At 57.6% G+C, this 18810-nt stretch carries 21 protein-coding genes; 9 read left to right on the top strand and 12 right to left on the bottom strand.

Annotation, left to right across the window (positions count from 1 at the left end; translation table 11 throughout):
* Nucleotides 1–9: 9 nt before the first annotated feature.
* Nucleotides 10–960: an ABC transporter substrate-binding protein gene (locus AC2FFF_RS08065; RefSeq protein WP_142636848.1), complete on the bottom strand. Its 951-nt coding sequence runs from the start codon at nt 958–960 to the stop codon at nt 10–12.
* Nucleotides 961–1345: 385 nt separating this feature from the next.
* Between AC2FFF_RS08065 and AC2FFF_RS08060 the strand changes: the two genes are divergently transcribed.
* A complete protein-coding gene (locus tag AC2FFF_RS08060) occupies nt 1346–2008 on the top strand; it encodes a DNA-3-methyladenine glycosylase I (RefSeq protein ID WP_496882911.1) in 663 nt (220 codons plus the stop codon).
* A 44-nt stretch (nt 2009–2052) separates the two neighbouring features.
* Nucleotides 2053–2739, top strand: a complete 687-nt coding sequence (locus tag AC2FFF_RS08055; RefSeq protein WP_281972749.1) for a hypothetical protein — start codon at nt 2053–2055, stop codon at nt 2737–2739.
* A gap of 3 nt (nt 2740–2742) precedes the next feature.
* Here AC2FFF_RS08055 and AC2FFF_RS08050 read toward each other — a convergent pair whose 3' ends face one another.
* Nucleotides 2743–3147, bottom strand: coding sequence for a c-type cytochrome (locus AC2FFF_RS08050; RefSeq protein WP_281972748.1), 405 nt, complete (start codon nt 3145–3147; stop codon nt 2743–2745).
* A 91-nt stretch (nt 3148–3238) separates the two neighbouring features.
* Here AC2FFF_RS08050 and AC2FFF_RS08045 point away from each other — a divergent pair, with 91 nt between their 5' ends.
* Nucleotides 3239–3676: a DMT family transporter gene (locus AC2FFF_RS08045; RefSeq protein WP_271949483.1), complete on the top strand. Its 438-nt coding sequence runs from the start codon at nt 3239–3241 to the stop codon at nt 3674–3676.
* Here AC2FFF_RS08045 and AC2FFF_RS08040 read toward each other — a convergent pair.
* From AC2FFF_RS08040 to AC2FFF_RS08030, 3 genes are all read right to left on the bottom strand, one after another.
* Nucleotides 3660–4346 (bottom strand): ABC transporter ATP-binding protein, encoded by a 687-nt coding sequence (locus AC2FFF_RS08040; RefSeq protein ID WP_281972747.1) that lies wholly within the window; start codon nt 4344–4346, stop codon nt 3660–3662. The genes AC2FFF_RS08045 and AC2FFF_RS08040 overlap by 17 nt on opposite strands.
* A complete protein-coding gene (locus AC2FFF_RS08035) occupies nt 4339–5634 on the bottom strand; it encodes a lipoprotein-releasing ABC transporter permease subunit (RefSeq protein WP_271949481.1) in 1296 nt (431 codons plus the stop codon). The genes AC2FFF_RS08040 and AC2FFF_RS08035 overlap by 8 nt, the downstream gene beginning before the upstream one ends.
* Nucleotides 5635–5697: 63 nt before the next feature.
* Nucleotides 5698–6780 carry a DUF6492 family protein gene (locus tag AC2FFF_RS08030; protein WP_281972746.1) on the bottom strand — a complete coding sequence of 361 codons (1083 nt, stop codon included), beginning with the start codon at nt 6778–6780 and terminating at the stop codon, nt 5698–5700.
* A 247-nt stretch (nt 6781–7027) separates the two neighbouring features.
* Between AC2FFF_RS08030 and AC2FFF_RS08025 the strand changes: the two genes are divergently transcribed.
* Nucleotides 7028–7387, top strand: a complete 360-nt coding sequence (locus AC2FFF_RS08025) for a hypothetical protein (protein ID WP_281972745.1) — start codon at nt 7028–7030, stop codon at nt 7385–7387.
* Here the strand turns inward: AC2FFF_RS08025 and AC2FFF_RS08020 are convergent.
* On the bottom strand, nt 7384–8274 hold the full coding sequence (locus AC2FFF_RS08020; RefSeq protein WP_496882910.1) for a glycosyltransferase family 2 protein: 891 nt from the start codon (nt 8272–8274) through the stop codon (nt 7384–7386). The genes AC2FFF_RS08025 and AC2FFF_RS08020 overlap by 4 nt on opposite strands.
* Nucleotides 8258–9598 (bottom strand): proline--tRNA ligase, encoded by a 1341-nt coding sequence (gene proS / locus AC2FFF_RS08015; protein WP_271949474.1) that lies wholly within the window; start codon nt 9596–9598, stop codon nt 8258–8260. The genes AC2FFF_RS08020 and proS overlap by 17 nt, the downstream gene beginning before the upstream one ends.
* Before the next feature lie 167 nt (nt 9599–9765).
* Between proS and AC2FFF_RS08010 the strand changes: the two genes are divergently transcribed.
* The 5 genes from AC2FFF_RS08010 (at nt 9766) to AC2FFF_RS07990 (ending at nt 15553) form a co-directional block, all read left to right on the top strand.
* Nucleotides 9766–11130, top strand: a complete 1365-nt coding sequence (locus AC2FFF_RS08010; RefSeq protein ID WP_281972743.1) for an FAD-dependent oxidoreductase — start codon at nt 9766–9768, stop codon at nt 11128–11130.
* On the top strand, nt 11130–12104 hold the full coding sequence (locus AC2FFF_RS08005; protein ID WP_281972742.1) for an isopenicillin N synthase family dioxygenase: 975 nt from the start codon (nt 11130–11132) through the stop codon (nt 12102–12104). Before AC2FFF_RS08010 ends, AC2FFF_RS08005 begins: the two co-directional genes overlap by 1 nt.
* A 91-nt stretch (nt 12105–12195) precedes the next feature.
* Nucleotides 12196–13269: an AI-2E family transporter gene (locus AC2FFF_RS08000; RefSeq protein WP_142636822.1), complete on the top strand. Its 1074-nt coding sequence runs from the start codon at nt 12196–12198 to the stop codon at nt 13267–13269.
* On the top strand, nt 13270–13959 hold the full coding sequence (locus AC2FFF_RS07995; protein WP_281972741.1) for a P-loop NTPase family protein: 690 nt from the start codon (nt 13270–13272) through the stop codon (nt 13957–13959). It begins immediately after the preceding gene.
* Nucleotides 13960–14008: 49 nt separating this feature from the next.
* Nucleotides 14009–15553, top strand: coding sequence for a Ppx/GppA family phosphatase (locus tag AC2FFF_RS07990; protein ID WP_271949467.1), 1545 nt, complete (start codon nt 14009–14011; stop codon nt 15551–15553).
* A gap of 3 nt (nt 15554–15556) precedes the next feature.
* On the opposite strand, the gene AC2FFF_RS07985 is transcribed toward AC2FFF_RS07990, so the two are convergent.
* The 5 genes from AC2FFF_RS07985 to AC2FFF_RS07965 are packed head-to-tail and all read right to left on the bottom strand — an operon-like array spanning nt 15557 to nt 18788.
* Nucleotides 15557–15928: a hypothetical protein gene (locus tag AC2FFF_RS07985; protein ID WP_271949466.1), complete on the bottom strand. Its 372-nt coding sequence runs from the start codon at nt 15926–15928 to the stop codon at nt 15557–15559.
* A 37-nt stretch (nt 15929–15965) separates the two neighbouring features.
* Nucleotides 15966–16970, bottom strand: coding sequence for an endonuclease/exonuclease/phosphatase family protein (locus AC2FFF_RS07980; protein WP_142636815.1), 1005 nt, complete (start codon nt 16968–16970; stop codon nt 15966–15968).
* Nucleotides 16971–16974: 4 nt separating this feature from the next.
* Nucleotides 16975–17655, bottom strand: coding sequence for a molecular chaperone DjiA (locus tag AC2FFF_RS07975; RefSeq protein WP_281972740.1), 681 nt, complete (start codon nt 17653–17655; stop codon nt 16975–16977).
* A 45-nt stretch (nt 17656–17700) separates the two neighbouring features.
* A complete protein-coding gene (locus AC2FFF_RS07970) occupies nt 17701–18189 on the bottom strand; it encodes a GNAT family N-acetyltransferase (RefSeq protein ID WP_281972739.1) in 489 nt (162 codons plus the stop codon).
* The gene (locus AC2FFF_RS07965; protein ID WP_281972738.1) at nt 18186–18788 is read right to left on the bottom strand and encodes a VOC family protein; all 603 of its coding nucleotides are present in this window, start codon (nt 18786–18788) and stop codon (nt 18186–18188) included. Before AC2FFF_RS07965 ends, AC2FFF_RS07970 begins: the two co-directional genes overlap by 4 nt.
* Nucleotides 18789–18810 lie beyond the last annotated feature (22 nt).

The following is an 18810-nucleotide window of genomic DNA, read 5'->3' as shown; positions in this document are numbered from 1 at the left end:
GATGTCAGCTCACTGCGTTGCCGCGTCAACAACAGGGCGCCATTTGCCTTCGTTTTCAGCCATCCAAGCGGCGACGACCTCTTCGACGGAACCACCATCAACGTCGATCGCACCCATCATCGGCTGCTGATCTTCGACCGCCAGCTGATAGTTGGTCAGGATTTCATAGGCTGCGGGCCATTTGTCTTCCATACCGCTCCAACCCGCCTTGAAGATGCGCGACGGCGAGAAATCGCAATCGTTCACAGCGTTCGGGTTCGGGCCCCAAGCGGGATCGGTGAAACAGGCGTCTTCCCCGGCTGGCAGTTCGACGAATTGCACATCATAGGCCGACATAGCCCAATGCGGCTGCCAGAAGGTGATCAGCAGCGGCGAGTTGCGCTCGGTCGAGGCCCGAAGCTCGGCTATCAAAGCCCCCTCGGAACCTGCGGGAACCGCTTTGAACGGCAGATCCAGGCCCACCATACGGTCAGCGCCGGGCGTACCCCAATCAGCCGGGTAATCGACCAGACGGCCCCCGGGCAGCGTTTCGGCCGTCGCAAATACCTGCGCGCAGTCCTTCAGCGCTTCCCATGCGGGCAGGCCGGGACACAGATCAGCCACATGCGCGGGATAGGCGATGCCTTCTTTGGCGTCGAGGCCCAGATCGCCGATTTCAACGACGGTGCCTTCGTCAATCTTCTTGGCATATTCATCCGATACGTTGGACGACCAGATTTCCAGGGTCGCGTCGATGTCACCATCGGCCAGCGCCTGGAACTGATTCATCATGCCTGCGGTCACATATTCCACATTGTATCCGGCAGCTTTCAGCATCTCACCCGCGACATGGGTGGTCACGTGCTGGCCAGTCCATTCGTTGATCGCCAGTTTGATCGGCTGATCCACGGCCCCCATCTCGGCGGCATAGGCAGAGCCTGCAACGGTCAGCGCCATCAGGCTTACACTCAGTTTTTTCATTGATTTTCTCCCTGCAATATTCGTTTTGCCCGGTCCGGCGCGTTGTTACGCGCCAGTCGGCTTGTCATGTGACAAATCCATTTCGCAACATGCACAAAAACTGGCGAAGAAGGGAAGCAGACAGTTCGGCGCGGCACTGAATAACTCGCCCCTTTGCCCAAGTGTTTCCCCTCTTTCAGCATCATGCTAGGCGCCTCGCCCACTGCATTTCCCCAGCATTGCGGTGCGGATATTGATTGACGAGTCAATCACAAACCAGAATCACCCACTTTGTCGAGCATTTCTTTTGGGCTTGGGATGTTTTTTTACCTTGGCAGGCATGTGTCCCGGGCCACCTTGCAACACCGACCGCAAAACGCGACGCTAGGTTTGGAGGATTCTGCAGATGCGCCATTTCGACGAGATTTTCGCCATAGCCGCCAGCCGTCACGGCGGGACAGATGCCCTGAGCAACAAGCTTTCCAAACCCAAAAGCCCTGCGGAACTGGCTGAAATGCCCAAAGATCGCTGGCTGTCGATTATCACGAAATGCATCTTTCAGGCCGGGTTTAACTGGAAGGTCATCGAAAACAAATGGGACGGGTTCGAAACCGCTTTTGACGGGTTCGACATTGGACGCTGCGCCTTTATGGACGACGAAAAATTCGATGCTCTGTTGCAGGACACTCGGATCGTGCGCAATGGCACCAAGATCGCCACGGTCCGCGACAATGCCGCCTTTTTGCTGGAACTGCACCAAGAAGGTGGCGTCGGAAAGATTCTGGGAGGGTGGCCTTCGGATGACTATGTCGGTTTGCTGAACATGCTGAGCAAGCGAGGGTCGCGTCTGGGTGGCGCATCGGCGCAATATGCAATGCGATTTGCGGGGCGTGATAGTTTCATCCTGTCACAGGATGTGACCGCACGGCTGGTGGCCGAGGGCGTGGTCGATAAGCCGCCGACATCGAAAAAGGCCATGGCCTCGGTTCAAGCGGCATTCAACACATGGATGGAACAGTCTGGGCGATCTCTGACGGAAATCAGCCGCGTCCTGGCAATGAGCCTGTAAAAAAACCATTTGCACACGAGTGCTGCCAGAATAGATTTTTGGTCATGTTGCGCCTCATTTTGATGACGTCCCTTTTGGTATTCACCGCTTGCGGTCGCCCCCTGACTGATCAGGAGGCTGCTTTTACCCGCACACTTCAGGGTGATACGCTGAAACTCAACAAAGTGCGGTTGGTCGAAGGCGCACCAGTTGCGCCAATAACTTTCTATCGTAAAGATCGGTCACGCCTTGCTTGCCGCGAACGCATTTTGCCCGCCCCGCAGGAAGGTATCGTGACCGCAAAACCCGCAGCGGTGGCCCTATTCAACAAAGTCTATTTCACGCGGGACTGGTATCTGGACGACTACATGTCCGAATTCCCGGATCGGATGAACCTGATCGCGGCGATGCTGTTGGGTCATGAACTGACCCATGTCTGGCAATGGCAAAACCGCAAGAAAACCGGATATCACCCGCTGCGCGCCGCAGCCGAGCATGGCGGCAATAGCGACCCCTACCAATTCGATCTGGAGAGCTCGCCTGATTTCCTGTCCTATGGGTACGAACAGCAGGGGGCCATTGTCGAGGAATACATATGCTGCCGGGCGCTGGACCCGTCGGCGCCCCGCACCAGACGTCTGCACGAGATGCTGGGCGCACATTTCGATCTGGCTCCGCTACGTGGTGACAAGCGTGAAAGCGCAGTGGTCATCCCCTGGGCCGATGCCGAGACCGAAGGAATCTGTCGGTGAGGTTCAGTTGGCCTGCAGCGTCTGCAGATAAGCCACCAGATCCACGATCGGCTGGCTGGTCAGGATCGGCTGCCCATCTGGTGTTTTCATCGCCGTATCCTGCCCTTCGAAATACGGTCCATAGACTGGCATCGGGCTGCCATGGCTGACCAGCGGGTCTCGTCCATCTATGCGCGCCACAACACGAGCGGTCGGGAATACCCCTTCGCTGCTTGCAAGCCGCGTCAGGTCAGTTGGCTGAATAACAAGGACGCCTGCCATTGGACCGTATCCCGTCGCGTCGATCCCGTGGCAGGTTGCACAATAATGCTGGTACAGCTCGGCGCCGGTATCTGTATCCTGCGCGCTGACCTGAGACGCCGTCACAAACGCCGCTATCGATAGCGCCCCCATTGCCTGTCTTATCATCACATCCTCCTGTCAGATTTGACATTTTCAGGCTTGCCCGTGCCTGGGCTTGGCGCAATGATCCAGATCAACGAGCCAATAGGAAAACCGCATGACACAATATGCTGCTATTATGCTTGTGGCTGGAATTGGGGTTCCGATCCTTGCCGCATTGAATGCCGCATTGGGCAAATTGATCGGGTCGCCAACAACAGCGGCTGTGGTCCTGTTTGCGATAGCCTTTGCATCAAGTGCAGCGTTGATGGTGGTTTTTCCCGGCTTTGGAGCCCTTTCAAAAATTGCCGATGCCCCCAAGCACCTGCTTCTGGCCGGTGTGCTTGTCGCCTTTTATGTTCTGTCAATCACCCATGTTGCGCCACATTTTGGGGTCGGCAACGCGGTGTTCTTTGTCCTTCTTGGGCAACTCGTCAGCACTGCAGCCATCGACCACTTCGGCTTGTTTGGCGCGCAGGTCACCCCGCTGACATGGGTTCGCGCAAGCGGTATCGCAGTGATGGCTGCAGGCGTTGCCATCACTCAACTGGCCTAAGCGCGCCTCCGTCCAGCCTCAGTGTTCGGTCCATCCGGGCGGCAAGCTGCATGTTATGTGTGGCGATCAGAGCCGAGAGCCCCTCGTCCCGCACCAAAGCCATCAATGCGTCAAAAACCTGATCCGAGGTTTCAGGGTCCAAATTGCCTGTCGGCTCATCCGCAAGAAGAACCCGAGGTTTGTTGGCCAATGCGCGGCAGAAGGCCACGCGTTGCTGCTCACCGCCAGACAGGGCGGCCGGCCGGTGATCGGCGCGCGCGGCGACGCCGACATGATCCAGAAGGGACATCGCCCGTTCCTGGGCTGCCCTTTCGGACACGCCATTGGCCAGCTGCGGCAGTGTGATATTTTCCAGCGCGGTGAATTCCGGCAACAGATGGTGGAACTGATAGACAAAGCCGACATCCTGCCGCCGCAAGGCAGTACGCGTGCGATCACCTTTCCCGGTCACGTTCTGGCCTGCAATCTCAACCGATCCTGTGTCGGGTGTGTCCAACAATCCGGCAATATGCAACAGCGTCGACTTACCGGCACCAGAGGGCGCCACAAGAGCCACGGCCTCGCCCGCACGCAGGTCCAAATCGACACCGCGCAATACCTGAACCTCACCCGGCTTACCTTTGAGATAAGTCTTGGTTAGACCGGCCAATCGCATCATTACATCACTCATAGCGCAGCGCCTCAACAGGGTTCAGCCGCGCCGCGCGACGGGCGGGGAAATAGGTGACCAGGAAGGACAGCCCAAGTGAAAGACCAACAGCCTTGAGCACATCCGACAGATGCAGCTCCGCAGGCAGCGCATAGATGCCGCGGATGGACGGATCCCAAACCCCGCCCCCCATCACAAAGTTCACAAAACTGAAGATTGGGTCGATATAGATCGCAAAGAGACAGCCCAGCACCACGCCCAACGCAGTGCCGATGATCCCCGTAAATGCCCCGCAGATGAAGAACACGCGCAGGATCGAGCCTTCGCTTAGCCCGATGGTGCGTAAGATGCCGATGTCTCGGCCCTTATTTTTCACCAGCATGATCAGACCCGAGACGATGTTCATCGCCGCGATCAGAACCAGGATCGACAGGATGATGAACATGACGTTGTCTTCCACTTCAAGCGCGCGGAGGAACCCGCCCGAGGCATCCTGCCATGTCCAGATCTGGCTGCGCTCGCCTGCGGCTTCAAGGATCGGGATCAGGATCGGCGTCAGCTCTTCAGGGCGGTCAACCATAACTTCGATCTCATCAGCCACGCCCTCGCGGTTGAAAAAACCCTGCGCCTGTTCGAAGGGCATATAGACCCGCGTCCGGTCGATGTCATAACGCCCAGCAGAAAACACATAAACCACCTGGTAGGCATTCACTCGGGGAGAGGTGCCAAACGCGGTCTTCACCCCATTGGGCGAGGTCAGCTTGATGGTATCGCCCACCGTCGCCCCGATGCTGCGCGCGACGCCTGAACCTATGGCAATGACGTCCTGGCCGTTCTGAAACATCGACAGATCACCAACCGCCTGTTCGCTTTCGGCGACACCGGGCAGCTCCAGCAAATCTTCGGGCTGGATGCCAAATACCTCAACCCCGCTGCTGCGGTCGCGATTGGTGATCAGAACCTGACCTTTCACCAAAGGTGCTGCACGCTGAACGCCTGGAACCTGAGCGATCCGGTCGGCCATGTCCGTATAATCCGCAATAGTGCGATCTACCTGCCCCTGCGCAGTGAACTCACCCGATGAATACACGGTCACATGGGCGTTAGCCCCCAGAATGGTTCCGACAAATTCGGACCGGAAACCGGATCTGACGGCCAATGTGGCGATCAGCGCAAACACTGCCAGGGTAATCCCGATCAGCGAAATCCATGTCATCACGCTGACGCCACCTTCAGCACGGCGCGCACGCAGGTATCGCCAAGCGATTTTCCACTCAAAAAGCGCAAATGGCGGTGGTGTCTTGGCCATGTCTGCTCCGCTGGTTTTGTTTTGTGGCGACCCTCTCGGCAATTCGACCGGGGGTCAAGCCGGTTATCCGCCCACTTCGACTTGCCCGGTCAAAGCAGCGGTTCTGTTCAAGGCGGCCTCGGCGATGGAACGATCGCAGATACCGCGGCTTTCCAGCTCGTGAAACACCCGGTTTCGAATGTCGGCGGGCAGCTTGTAAAGCGCTCTGTTATGCAAGCCTAGGGTCAGAGTTTCCGGATCGTCCAGCCGGGAAAGCTCATCAGTCAGTTTCTGCGCCGAAAAGGATGGCCACAGCCCTATGCTAGTGTTTCCCGAGGGTTCGAACCAAGGCGCAAAACCGGCTTCGGATTTCAGACAAAATGCATTCAACAACATAAACTCAGACGGGCGCCTGCGAGAGGCAAATAGCGACTGAACCGATCCGTGGCGCGCATTTATCTCTTGCAGCAGATCCAGGATCAGCGACCGGCGCACAGGATACGGCGTTGCGAAATTTGTTGTCTGAATGCCGTCCGTTTCCGGGATCGACGCGCCCAGCGCATCAAAGCTCTGTTCCAGCCAGCGTCTATGATAATCGCTGTTCACACCGATAAACGGAATCCGCGCCGCACCACTGTCCGAGAAAAACTCGGCCTCCTGAAAGGGGCGCAGAAACAGGTTCTTGGTGTCCAGTATTACAATGTTTTCTGTCGAGGCAGCCCGAGCAGATCCCAATTTCAAAACTTGCTGTGTCCGGTATCCGTTGTTGCCACGCCATCCACCCTTGCGCGCGCCCGGAATGCGGTATCGGTTTTCGACCAATATCCTGTCCGAGATCGACCGGCGCGCGCATTGCCCAGGAGCCAGCAAAACGTCATCGCCGCTCAGGACTTCAACTTTGGGTCGCAATGGACCGTAAGAAGCCAAAATCGGTTCCACCATCGCGCGCAGTGCCGGTTCGTCCACATCGTTCATGATCACCCGGATCGAGCCGACCTGATCAGGGTCAACAAATCGGGCGAAAGACAATGCCTGCAATTCAAGCAAGGGGAAATCTTTGGAATAGACGACGGTTGTGAAGCTCAGCAAACCGTGGATCCTTTTGTGATTTTCGGCCCGTGTATCAGCAAATTCCAGGTGATCCAATTCCGCAAGAAATTCAACCATCGGCGAATCAGGTCGGGGTTTTTCAAAATACGGATGATTTCCACATGCCGCATTATACCCTTGGTTGTGAAGCCCTTCACAGACAGCACCGCATTGTTTCAGCTATGAAGTCAATGTGAGCATTCAGGGTGAAACTGCACTCAAAATGCAACATTTTAGGCGCAATATTATTTCGCTTTTTGATTATTTAAAGAAACTTTGTCACCCTACTTTGAGGGGGAATTCATTTCCAGAGCGGGGGTCGCTCATGAATATTCGTACTGAAACAGAACAACCGGGCGCAATTTCGGCCCGGAAACTATCTACAGAAATTGATTGCGAGACCGCAGCACTGCTGCGCGCGGCGATACGCCCGATATTTTCCGGTGCCGCAAGCTGGGGCAATCTGACGGATATCCTGAAAGATAAAGGGTACCATTTGGCGTTTCGACAGGGGCGGTTATGTATCACCGATCGCATGACTGGCGACCGTGTTTGCGGAATACGCTTTTTGGGGTTCGAATTTAAGGACCTAGTCAATCGCTTGGGCCGTCCGATCGTTGTTCCACGCGGATCCGAGGCTGATGGCGATCTGCTATCCGTCCGACCGACTGCGGCAGGTCACTAATAGCGCCGCCAAAACTGTACGGATCGGCGGGCCGTTTTCCATAGGCTATGGCGTGCCGCCAGTTTGATCCCCTCCGGGGTATCTGGGCGCCGCAGTAATTCGATCATCAGATTGGCAGGCATGTGTCCGCGGCGGTAGAACCGGAAGAAATCCTGTTGGGTCAGGGTCCGCGCTGCATTGAAACCTGAATAGAATTGAACCCAGACGCGGGCATAATCCTCGGCGGTTTTGACAATGTCGCTGGTTACGCCCCTGCCCCAGAACATGGAAACAGGCTCATCCGTGCGCTCGCCCTGATATCCGGCAGCGACAAGCCTCAGCATCAGGTCATAATCCGCAGCCACCCGAAACTGCGTGTCATGCCCGCCAAGCGCCTGAAACACATCCCGCCGCAGCAACACCGAATTATGGCAGAACGGCATCCGCTGCAGGATCGCTTTGAGCGACATGCGCTTTTCCCGACTTTCCGAACCGTCCGCGTATTTGCGCAGGGTCGAGCCATACAGGAAATCCGGTCGAGATTCCGCAAGCCGGTCGGCAAGGGTGTTCAAAATGTCATCCGATGCCAGCGAGTCATCCGAGTTCAGGAACAGCAGATAATCACCCTGTGCAGCCTCGGCGCCTTTGTTCATGGCATCATACAGGCCAGTATCAGGCGCGCTGATCACGCGCGTTCGTGGTGCACCTGCCGTCAGCTCTTCCAGAAACGCCACCGTGCCGTCATCCGATGCGCCATCCTGAATGATATGTTCGGCCCGGTCGCAACTCTGCCGGGCCATACAGGCTATGACTTCGCGGAAACTGTCCTGCCGCCCTTGGGACAGAAGGTTATATGTCGCCGTGATGACCGAGATCAGCGGCGTGTCGGTTTCAGGCGATGCGCTCATAGATCTCGGCGATCTTGGTGACGGCGGCTTCGGGGCTCAACTCTTCGCTTTCGCCTGTGCGGCGGCAAGTCAGTTCCACCACACCGTTCTTCAGGCCGCGCGGGCCGACCGTGATCCGCCAAGGCAGGCCGATCAAATCCATCGTGGCGAATTTACCGCCTGCCCGTTCGTTACGGTCATCATAAAGTGGCTCCAACCCCAGCACGGTCAGCGCGGCATAGAGTTTTTCACAGGCTGCGTCCGCTTCGTCATCGCCTTGTTTCAGGTTCACGATACCGCAATGGAACGGGGTCACGCCCTCGGGCCAGATGATGCCCTTGTCGTCATGGCTGGCTTCAATGATCGCGCCAACCAAGCGGCTGACACCGATGCCGTGGCTACCCATATGGACCGGAACCGGTTTGCCATCGGGGCCTTGAACGGTTGCCCCAAGAGGTTCGGAATATTTTGTGCCGAAATAAAAGATCTGGCCAACTTCGATCCCGCGCGCCACGCGGCGCCGATCTTCCGGCACCTGATTGAACAGCGCCTCGTCATGCGTCTCGTCGGTGCGGGCGTATTTTGAAGTGAACTCTTCCAGAATGGACTGACATTGACCACGGTCGTCATAGTCAATCTGACGGTCGCCAAAAGTCAGGTCGGTGACGGCGCTGTCATAGAATACCTCAGACTCGCCGGTTTCAGCCAAAACCAGGAATTCATGCGTATCGTCGCCACCGATTGGGCCGGAATCGGCGCGCATCGGGATCGCCTGCAAGCCCATGCGCTCATAGGTGCGCAGATATGTAACCAGGTGGCGGTTATAGGCGTGCAACGCATCCTCTTTGGTCAGGTCGAAATTATAACCGTCCTTCATATAGAACTCGCGGCCCCGCATCACGCCGAAACGCGGACGGATTTCATCGCGGAATTTCCACTGGATCTGATAGAGCGTCAGCGGCAGGTCCTTGTAGCTACTGACATGACCCCGAAAAATGTCAGTCACCAGTTCCTCTGCAGTCGGGGTAAAAAGCATGTCCCGGTCATGCCGGTCTTTCATGCGCAACATTTCCTGGCCGTAGTCGTCATAACGTCCGGATTCGCGCCACAGATCTGCCGATTGCATGACAGGCATCTGAATGGCGATGTGGCCCGCCCGCGCCTGTTCTTCGTGCACGATGTTTTCCAGCTTGCGCAGAACTTTGAACCCCAGCGGGAGCCAGGAATAGATCCCAGCAGCGGCCTGCTTGATCATGCCCGCGCGCAGCATCAGCCGGTGGCTGACGATCTGAGCCTCGGAGGGGTTTTCCTTGAGAACGGGCAGAAAGTAACGGCTGAGGCGCATGGCTTGACCTTTAGAGGTAAAATTCGACTTCAAAGGTGATTATGCCAAAGCCCCGCCGGGGGCAATCACGCATTGGGGTTTTACGACCACGGGCCTGTCGGTTTTTTGATTGACCCGCCAGTTAGCTGCGTCAAATGTGGCGGCAATGTAGTGTCACCGAGGCGCCCATGCAGACCATTCAAGAACCCGCCCGTCAGATCCCCGTTGTCCATTCCACGGACGTTCTGGTTGTTGGCTCCGGGCCTGCAGGTCTGGCCGCAGCGCTGGCGGCCGCACGAGCCGGAGCCGAAGTGTCGCTGGTCGACCGCTTCGGCTGCATGGGCGGCAATATCACCGCTGTCGGCGTTGAAGGCTTTGCCTGGTATCGCCACGAACAAACGGTTGAGGCTGGCGGCATCGGCATGGAGTTCGAAACCCGCGCCAAGGAAATGGGTGCGGCGGTGCCAGAAAGTCAGTCGCTGAGTTATGAGTTGGACAGCGAAGGGTTCAAATTGGTCGCCGACAAACTGATCGAAGAGGCCGGTGTGCATCCGATGCTGCACCGGCAATTCGTGGCTCCGATCATGGACGGCGAGCGGATCACCGGCATCATCACCGAATCCAAAGCCGGGCGCGAGGCGATACTGGCGAAGGTTGTCATTGACGCTACCGGGGACGCAGATGTCGCCCATCGCGCCGGTGCGCCCACGCACAAGACCGCACGCGAAGACATGATGGCGGCCTCGGTCATGTTCCATCTGGCGGGCGTCGACAAGCGCGCCTTTATCGAAGGCGTAAAGGCCGACCCCCAGACCTATAAGGACTGGGGCGGTGGTGGCGAATGGAACATTGAGACCAGCGGTAAAGAGGACGACATGTACTCGCCCTTTGTGCACAAACCGTTCCAGCAAGCGATTGATCAGGGGCTGATCCCAGCACATCTGAACACCATCGCGGGCACTTGGGGCGCGATGCATGACACCGGTGAGCTGACCTATATGAACCTTATTCATCTGGCCGAGATCGATGGCACCGATCCCGACAGCATGACCCGCGGTGAGATCGAAGGGCGGCGTCAGTCAATGCTCGCCATCGAGGCGCTGCGCCGGTTCATGCCCGGGTGTGAGAACGCCCGGCTGCGGAATTTCGGGATGACCATCGGCATTCGCGACACCCGCAAGATCGACGCGGTGTACAACATGACCGAGGATGATGCCCGCCATCAGGGCCGGTTCGAAGACACAATCGGCATCTACCCCGAATTCATCGACGGCTATGGCATTTTGATCCTGCCCACGACTGGTCGGTACATGCATATCCCCTATCGGTCGATGCTGCCCAAAGGGATCAAGGGCCTGCTGGTCGCGGGCCGGTCACATGGGGCGGACCGGGTTGCCCATGCGGCGACGCGCAACATGGCTTGCTGTGCGGTCATGGGTCAGGGCGCGGGGATTGCTGCGGCGCTTTCACTCAAAAGCAACCAAGACCTCGATAAATTGAACCTTGCCCCGGTGCATAAAGAACTGGCACGGCAAGGCGTGAGGATACGCTGATGGACCACATCCCAACAATCGACATTGCTCCGCTGGGTGATGCCAGCCACACCGATTTCAACGCAACCGTTCAGGCAGTCATGGATGCCTGCACCCGGATTGGGTTCCTGTCGATTACCGGCACCGGCGTTTCGCGGGACACCGTCAACAACATGCGCACTTGCGTCCGGGCGATTTTCGACATCGACGATGATGCGAAATGGGATCAGGCGATCACACGCGAGAATTATCGCGGTTTTATCCCGATGGGGTTTTTCACCCCGAATGACGGGTCGGGCAAAGCGGATAAATACGAAGGCTACAAGCTGCATTATCAGGTGGACCTGGATGCGCCCATCCGCCGAGATTGTGCCCTCTATGGCCCCAATATCTGGCCCCGCCATGTTCCACGGGCACAGGCAGTGATTCTGGATTACTGGTCAAAGCTGGACGGTGTCGCGCATATGCTGCTGGGCGCGCTGGAGATGGGATTGAAGCTACCTGCGAACCAGCTGCGCGCTGCGTTCCGCGACCCCATGACCAATATGACCTTGTTGCACTACCCCCCTCAGGCCCCGGACGAGGCCGGGTACGGCATCCACCCGCATAAAGACACGGATGCGCTGACCATCATCGCCCCGGACCCAGTCGGCGGGCTTGAGGTTCAGACCCGTGACGGAGGCTGGATAACCCCCGACTGCCCGCCGGGTGGGTTCGTCGTCAATATCGGTGACATGCTGGAGCTTTGGTCAGGTGGGCGCTTGAAATCCACGCCGCACCGGGTGGTCAACCGGTCGGGAAAAGAACGCTATTCCTTCCCGTATTTCGCGGTGCCGCGTCATGATGTGGTTGTCGAACCGCTTTTACCGCCCCTGCCCGGCTTTGACAGGCCATCCGTGCATTGCGGCCATTGGTCGGCTGAAATCTGGCGCACCAATTGGCCCGATGAAACAGCGCATGACGCCACCCCTGAACTGGGCACGTTAAGCGACTAGCCCCGCGCGATTCTGGCGGGTCATGAAGCGCTTGCATCGTAGGGCCGCATACGCCAAGAACATTTGGACGTGCCGAAACAAGGGGACAGCCATGGCTTTGCCGGTAAGAGATCAACTCAGGTACTGGGGCATCGCCGCAGTGGTTATTGTACTGCTGTTGTGGGCACTTGGCGATGTATTGCTGCCCTTTGTAATCGGTGGCGCGATTGCCTATTTCCTTGATCCTGTTGCGGATAGGCTTGAAAAGCTGGGCCTGTCCCGCATGGCCGCTACCGGGGTAATCACGGTTGTCGGCGTTTTGGGTTTCGTACTGCTTATCCTGATGGTCGTTCCGGCGCTGATCACCCAGTTGATCGACCTGGTCGAGGTTATGCCCAGCCTTCTCAAGCAGCTAAGAGGGTTTATCGAACAGCAATTCCCGTCGCTTTTGGACCGCGAATCCAACACGCACCAGTTTCTGGTGTCCTTGGGTGAGACGCTTCAGTCCAAAACTGGTGATGTCCTGCAATCTGTCGCTGCGTCGCTTGGATCAGCCATCAACGTGGTGGTTTTGCTGGTGATTGTCCCAGTAGTCACCGTCTACATGCTGTTGGACTGGGACCGCATGATTGCTCGTATCGCAGAGCTTTTGCCCCGCGACCACGCCCCCACCATCAAGCGACTGGCTGGTGAGATTGACAGCGTTCTGGCCTCTTTTGTACGTGGAATGGGCACAGTCTGCCTGATCCTGGGCACCTATTACGCCGTCGCGCTGATGGCCGTCGGACTGCAGTTCGGGCTGGTCGTTGGATTTATCGCCGGCTTAGTCACGTTTATCCCTTATCTGGGCGCCCTGATCGGGGGCTCACTGGCCATTGGTTTGGCACTGTTCCAGTTCTGGGGAGACTGGACGCAAATTGGGCTGGTCGCAGCGGTCTTTGCATTGGGTCAGGTGGCCGAGGGCAATTTTCTGACGCCAAAGCTCGTCGGCAGCTCGGTCGGGTTGCACCCGGTCTGGCTGTTGCTGGCATTGTCGGTCTTTGGCGCCCTGTTCGGATTTGTCGGGATGCTGATCGCGGTGCCGGTCGCTGCAGCACTTGGCGTTCTGGCGCGCTTTGCCACGTCGATCTATTTGGATAGCCGTCTGTATACTGGCCTTGTGGGTTTGGACCAGGAAGACGATTGAATGGCCCTACAGCTGAGCTTTGATCTACCGGCCAAGACTGCGCTGGGGCGCGAGGATTTTTTCGTCTCGCCCGCAAATGCGCTGGCCGTGGCCATGATCTCGGCTACCTCATGGCCGGGGAATAAACTGGTGCTCAGCGGTCCTGCAGGCGCGGGCAAGACACATCTGGCCCATGTGTGGGCGGCCGAGACCGGTGGTCGCATTGTGCAAGCCTCGCAGATTAAGCACGACGAGGTTCCTGACCTCGCCCAAACACCGATCGCAGTGGAAGATGTCCCCATGATTGCTGGCGATATCGACCAGCAGAAAACCCTATTCCATTTGCACAATCTTGTGTTGGCAGAAGGCCACGCCCTGTTGATGACCGGGCGCCTGGCGCCAAATTTCTGGCAGTTGCCCTTGCCTGACCTGCAAAGCAGGATCGAAGGCGCACATCACGTTGCGCTGGACCCGCCCGATGACGCGCTACTGGGCGCCGTGCTGGCCAAACTGTTCGTAGACCGACAGCTGAACCCCGGACCCGAGGTCATCGCTTACCTCGTCAAACATATGGATCGCCGTTTCGAAACCGCCGCCAGCACTGTGGCGCTGCTGGATCAACTGGCGCTGTCTGAGAAACGAGACATCACGCGGGCTCTGGCCGTACGAGTACTGAGTGCGGAACTGGAAGATGCCGAAACCAGCGATTGACCCGTCCCCGGTGATTTCGCATCTTAAGCCTGGAATATCTGGACGAGATATGGATCAAGCCGTAGATACCAACATTCCCGACTGGGGACCTTTCGGAAAGCCGTTGTTTGACAACCCCGAGGCCCGCGCCCTGTCGCGCGTCGGCGTTGTTGATGTAGGGTCAAACTCGGTCAGGATGGTGATCTTTGATGGTGCGGCGCGATCGCCTGCCTATTTCTACAATGAAAAAGTCATGTGCGAGCTTGGCGCGGGCCTGTCCGAGACCGGCCGCCTGAACCCGCTTGGCAGGATACGTGCCCTGGCTGCGTTGAAGCGTTTTTCCCGGCTGTCAGACGATCTGGGTCTGCCGGGGCTGCACGTCGTGGCCACCGCCGCCGTGCGAGAGGCCAAGGATGGCCCGGATTTCTGCGCCGAAGTTCACGCGCTAACCGGGTTGACGGTCTCGGTCATCGACGGCGGGGAAGAGGCACGCCTGTCCGCTCAGGGCGTTTTACTGGGCTGGCCCGGTGCATATGGTCTGATCTGTGATATCGGCGGGTCCTCGATGGAGCTGGCCGAGATCGGTGGCGGAGACGTTGGTCGTCGCCTGTCGTCGGCCCTAGGTCCGCTGAAGCTGCGGGATATCAAGGGCGGTCGTCGCGCGCGCAAGGCGCAAATCAAGGAGACGATGGAAAACCTGCGCGACCAGATGGGCCCTCAGCGCGATCGTCTGTTTCTGGTGGGCGGAAGCTGGCGGGCCTTTGCAAGGCTCGACATGCTGCGCCGGGGATATCCCCTGAACGTGCTGCATGAATATCGGATGACGACAAAGCAGGTGCATCAGACCATCAAATTCATCGAAAAGGGTGACCCGGAAAAACTGCGCAGTCTGGCAGGCGTCTCGGGTTCTCGGATGGCGCTGATCCCTTATGCGATGGATGTGCTTGCGCGACTGGTGCGAACGTTCAAACCCAAGGACATTGCCGTTTCCAGCTATGGCATCCGCGAAGGCCTGCTTTACGAACAGATGCCACAAATCCTGCGCGATCGTGACCCTCTGATCGAAGCCAGCTATTTTTCCGAAGCCAAAGATGCCCGCCTGCCCGGGTTTGGCAAACATCTGTTCGAATTCGTCATGCCTCTGTTCAAATCCGCGCCGCCCGCGCGGGTCAGGCTGATCAAGGCTGCGTGTCTTTTGCACGATGTCAGTTGGCGCGCCCATCCGGATTACCGGGCTGAAACCTGCTTTGATTACGTAACTCGCGCCAACTTGGGCGGTTTAAAGCATTCCGAACGGGTTTATATCGGGCTGGCCCTGCAGCACAGGTATCGCAACAAGCGTGAAGGCAACCGGTTTACCCCTCTCTATGACTTGTTGGGCGAAAAAGATCAGGAACAGGCCGAGATTCTGGGCAAAGCCATGCGCTTTGGTGCAATGCTGTGGATGCAGAACGAAGCCACGATGGGCACGCTTCGGCTGTACCCTAAAAAACGTCAGCTAGAGCTGATTTTGCCAGAAGCCGCAGCCCCTCTCTTTAGCGAAGTGGCCGAAGCACGACTGAACTCATTGGCAAGCACGCTGAAATCCGAACCCCGCTTGATCATCAAAGGCTGACCCTCAGATATCAATCTCGCCTTCGGGTTCATTTTCGGGTTTTTCCGGCTCAAGCTCGGGCTCGGGCGGCTTTTTGCGGATAATGATATCCCCGTTCGGCAGGATTTCCGGAGCCTCATAAACACTCCAGTCCTGTACTTCGGCGGCCAGTTCCGCCAGGGCCGGTCCCATTTCCTCAAAAAACGACTGCATCGCGGGGCCGAATTGATCTGCCAGCCCCAACAAATCTTCAAGCGCGGGCTCCATTTCCTGACGCAGCCCTTCAAAGAACAACTCAGCCCCTTGTTCCATCAAGGATTTGCCTGTGTCGTCCTCTGCCTGTGCCGGAACGCCCATGGCCGCTGTGACCACGCATATTGAAATGAACTTTTTCATGCTTCAGATATAAGTCGCCCACGCCGGTGATGAAAGGTCACAGATCAATATCCAGCGTGACAGGGAAATGATCCGAGGCTGTCAGCAGCGCCTCGTGCAGGTCCCGCGAGGCATAGCATGCAGGGTCCTGGAAAGGATGCCATATGCGCCATTTCGGGCGCTTAACACGCAGCCCTTCGCTGATCATGACATAGTCCAACAGCGCCTCAAGATGATCAGCCCTGTCGCGGCGAACAAAGCGCGCGGACGAGGGTAAGATTTCGGGTTCAGCCTCGTTTGCCATCACCGCATGCGGATCGAACAGACCGGTCTGCAACAGGATTTCGACAGATGAGCGTCCGAACAGGTTTTCAAACTCATCCAAGCCCGGCCCGTCGTTGAGATCGCCCAAAAGGATGACATGCTCGTCAGCCGCAATATGTGCCTGTACTCGCCGCCCTAACCAGACAGCCTGTGCAAGCTGTTTGCGTCGATTGGCGATGGATATCCGGATCGCCTCATCGCGGCTTTCTGCCCCATGCGGGGCTTTGGATTTCAGATGCGCTCCGATCAGTCGAAACGTCGCCCCGCCTGACGTCTGCGCTGACAACTCCATTGGCGGCTTGGAAAAGCGCACATGATCCTCGGTTGCATCAATATCCAGGTCGATCTTGAACACGCCATCAAAACGAGGGGCAGCCCCTTTTCCCTCCTTGTTTCCTTTGGGATCATGGCGCAATGACAGGATCTGAGGATCGAAAAGAAACGCAAGTTCCTGATGGGTATCGTTCGGAAACCCCATGATCGCGTTTCCTATGCGGAGATCGAACGCTTCGGCAAACCCTTGCAGCGCACGCACGGTGTTCTGCGTCTTACCAGTATTCGGAGCTTCAACAATCAGTACGGCATCCGCGTCGATTGCCGTCAGCACTTTTGCGATGGCCTCGATCTGTTCAGCTTTGGTGACATTGTATCTGCCGGACCAGCTGTCATCTACGATCAAACGGTCTTGCCGGTCGAAGAGATTGGCGAACCATTCAATATTGTAGGTTGCCAATCGCATCGGTTCAGGCCTGCGCGCCTTTGATTTCATCCCAGGCGCGATTGATGTCGATCATCTTTTTTTCGGCCAGACGAATGGCCTCTTCCGGAACGCCTCGTGACATCATGGCGTCGGGATGAGTGTCGCGTACAAGTTGCCGCCAGACCTTACGAATGTCGGGCAGAGGCATATTCCGCGGCACACCCAGCACCGTATAAGGATCCTTTGGTGCATCCGGTACAAACCGTGCGCGTAAGGCCAGAAACTGAGCATCGGTCTGACCGAATATCCGGCTGACATCTTCCAGAAACTTATTTTCGTTGGGATGATAAAACCCGTCGGCCATTGCGATATGAAACAGCCCCTCCATCAGGTCGCACAAGGTGGTGCTGTCTTCTGCGAACATATAGGCAATTTTGCTGGCATATTCCTGATACCCGGCGACATCGGTGCGCGCCATGTCAAAGACTCGAGCTGCACCGGCCTCATCTTCGCGTGCGATCTGAAATACATCCCGAAAGGCAGTAACCTCGTCTCGCGTGACCTGCCCGTCGGCCTTGGCCATCTTGGCCCCCAGGGCGATGACCGCAATCGCAAAGGCGACCGAGCGTTCCGGCGGCGTGCGCAGTTTCTCGAACACGGCCGTCAGGCTTTCGCCCTGTGCAAGCGCGCTTAGCGCATCGGATATACGGCTCCAAATCGACATGAGCGCACCCTAACCCGCTCCGTCGCGACTGTCAGGTGCGACAGATCACTGCGGGGCAAGAATTTTCTGCATCAGCACAAGATCCAACCACTGACCGCATTTAAACCCCACCTCGGGCATCAGGCCCACTTGTGTAAATCCGGCAGCCGTATGGAAAGCGATGGCCGCAGGGTTGGCCGAGGAAATGCCCGCAATCAAAACATGAACATTGTCCATCTGTGCGCGGGCTTCCAAGGCCTGCAACAATGCGCGGCCTATCCCCTGGCCCCGCGCCTGCGGTGTCAACAGGATCGAATGTTCACGCGTATGGGCATAGCCCGGCCCTGACCGAAACGCACCATAGGTTGCGAAGCCCAGAACAACGCCGTCACGCTTGGCCACCAGAAACGCCGCCCCTCTGGATTTGATATCCAATGCAACGGCGTCATCGCTGCGCAATTCGGTGGTGAAGGTCACCAGCGTGTCGCGGATGATCGCATTCCAGATCGCCGCAACGGCGGGCGCGTCGTCTGAACTGGCTTGCCGGATATTCATTCCAGCACCCGCACCCCGTGCGGCGTGTCAATTTCCGCGCGCAACGCCGCCGGACCGCTGTCGAACTCAACTTGCCCCAACGGCCCAACCGCTTTGGCGAGATCCAGCGCATCAGGGTGATAGACGACTAGGCGGCGCAGCTGGCAGCCACTGTCGTTCAGCATGTTTGCCGGGTGAAGGTCACCCTGCCACTGGATGAGCGCCGGGAAAAGATTATCAAACGGCAGGCGCCCATTGGGAGGCACCGCCATGCGCCAACGCAGCGCGCCACGGTTTAGGTCGATCGGTTGGCCGACTCCGTCAGGAAAGACCATCAGTGAGGTCTCGATATCCGGAACCTGGCAAATCCAGTTGGTCAGGCGGGGAGCGCCCTGAAACCGATCTAGATCGAACCAGCGGGTTATTTGCGGATTGGGTGCATCGGGGTCAATCGCGATGGCTTCCAGATACAAACCGTCCCGCAGGCCCAACAACCGGTTATGAGTTCCGAATTTCTCGTGCTTGCCGCCGTCCTGCAAGGGTACGCCCAGCGCCTGTTCGACATGAGCCGAAGCCTGTTCAAGCGTTTCGCCAGCTACCGCCAAGTGATCAAGTAACACGGATGAGCCCCCCAGATGACAA

It is taken from the genome of Ruegeria sp. YTSA226, from assembly GCF_059609905.1.
Note: the sequence above shows the minus strand (reverse complement) of the source record. Positions and strands in the feature narration are given on the sequence as shown.

What these genes read in the sequence shown, in the direction of transcription:
- AC2FFF_RS08065 (WP_142636848.1), bottom strand. Translation starts at nt 960, where the DNA reads ATGAAAAAACTGAGTGTAAGCCTGATGGCGCTGACCGTTGCAGGCTCT.
- AC2FFF_RS08060 (WP_496882911.1), top strand. Translation starts at nt 1,346, where the DNA reads ATGCGCCATTTCGACGAGATTTTCGCCATAGCCGCCAGCCGTCACGGC.
- AC2FFF_RS08055 (WP_281972749.1), top strand. Translation starts at nt 2,053, where the DNA reads ATGTTGCGCCTCATTTTGATGACGTCCCTTTTGGTATTCACCGCTTGC.
- AC2FFF_RS08050 (WP_281972748.1), bottom strand. Translation starts at nt 3,147, where the DNA reads ATGATAAGACAGGCAATGGGGGCGCTATCGATAGCGGCGTTTGTGACG.
- AC2FFF_RS08045 (WP_271949483.1), top strand. Translation starts at nt 3,239, where the DNA reads ATGACACAATATGCTGCTATTATGCTTGTGGCTGGAATTGGGGTTCCG.
- AC2FFF_RS08040 (WP_281972747.1), bottom strand. Translation starts at nt 4,346, where the DNA reads ATGAGTGATGTAATGATGCGATTGGCCGGTCTAACCAAGACTTATCTC.
- AC2FFF_RS08035 (WP_271949481.1), bottom strand. Translation starts at nt 5,634, where the DNA reads ATGGCCAAGACACCACCGCCATTTGCGCTTTTTGAGTGGAAAATCGCT.
- AC2FFF_RS08030 (WP_281972746.1), bottom strand. Translation starts at nt 6,780, where the DNA reads ATGGTTGAATTTCTTGCGGAATTGGATCACCTGGAATTTGCTGATACA.
- AC2FFF_RS08025 (WP_281972745.1), top strand. Translation starts at nt 7,028, where the DNA reads ATGAATATTCGTACTGAAACAGAACAACCGGGCGCAATTTCGGCCCGG.
- AC2FFF_RS08020 (WP_496882910.1), bottom strand. Translation starts at nt 8,274, where the DNA reads ATGAGCGCATCGCCTGAAACCGACACGCCGCTGATCTCGGTCATCACG.
- proS (WP_271949474.1), bottom strand. Translation starts at nt 9,598, where the DNA reads ATGCGCCTCAGCCGTTACTTTCTGCCCGTTCTCAAGGAAAACCCCTCC.
- AC2FFF_RS08010 (WP_281972743.1), top strand. Translation starts at nt 9,766, where the DNA reads ATGCAGACCATTCAAGAACCCGCCCGTCAGATCCCCGTTGTCCATTCC.
- AC2FFF_RS08005 (WP_281972742.1), top strand. Translation starts at nt 11,130, where the DNA reads ATGGACCACATCCCAACAATCGACATTGCTCCGCTGGGTGATGCCAGC.
- AC2FFF_RS08000 (WP_142636822.1), top strand. Translation starts at nt 12,196, where the DNA reads ATGGCTTTGCCGGTAAGAGATCAACTCAGGTACTGGGGCATCGCCGCA.
- AC2FFF_RS07995 (WP_281972741.1), top strand. Translation starts at nt 13,270, where the DNA reads ATGGCCCTACAGCTGAGCTTTGATCTACCGGCCAAGACTGCGCTGGGG.
- AC2FFF_RS07990 (WP_271949467.1), top strand. Translation starts at nt 14,009, where the DNA reads ATGGATCAAGCCGTAGATACCAACATTCCCGACTGGGGACCTTTCGGA.
- AC2FFF_RS07985 (WP_271949466.1), bottom strand. Translation starts at nt 15,928, where the DNA reads ATGAAAAAGTTCATTTCAATATGCGTGGTCACAGCGGCCATGGGCGTT.
- AC2FFF_RS07980 (WP_142636815.1), bottom strand. Translation starts at nt 16,970, where the DNA reads ATGCGATTGGCAACCTACAATATTGAATGGTTCGCCAATCTCTTCGAC.
- AC2FFF_RS07975 (WP_281972740.1), bottom strand. Translation starts at nt 17,655, where the DNA reads ATGTCGATTTGGAGCCGTATATCCGATGCGCTAAGCGCGCTTGCACAG.
- AC2FFF_RS07970 (WP_281972739.1), bottom strand. Translation starts at nt 18,189, where the DNA reads ATGAATATCCGGCAAGCCAGTTCAGACGACGCGCCCGCCGTTGCGGCG.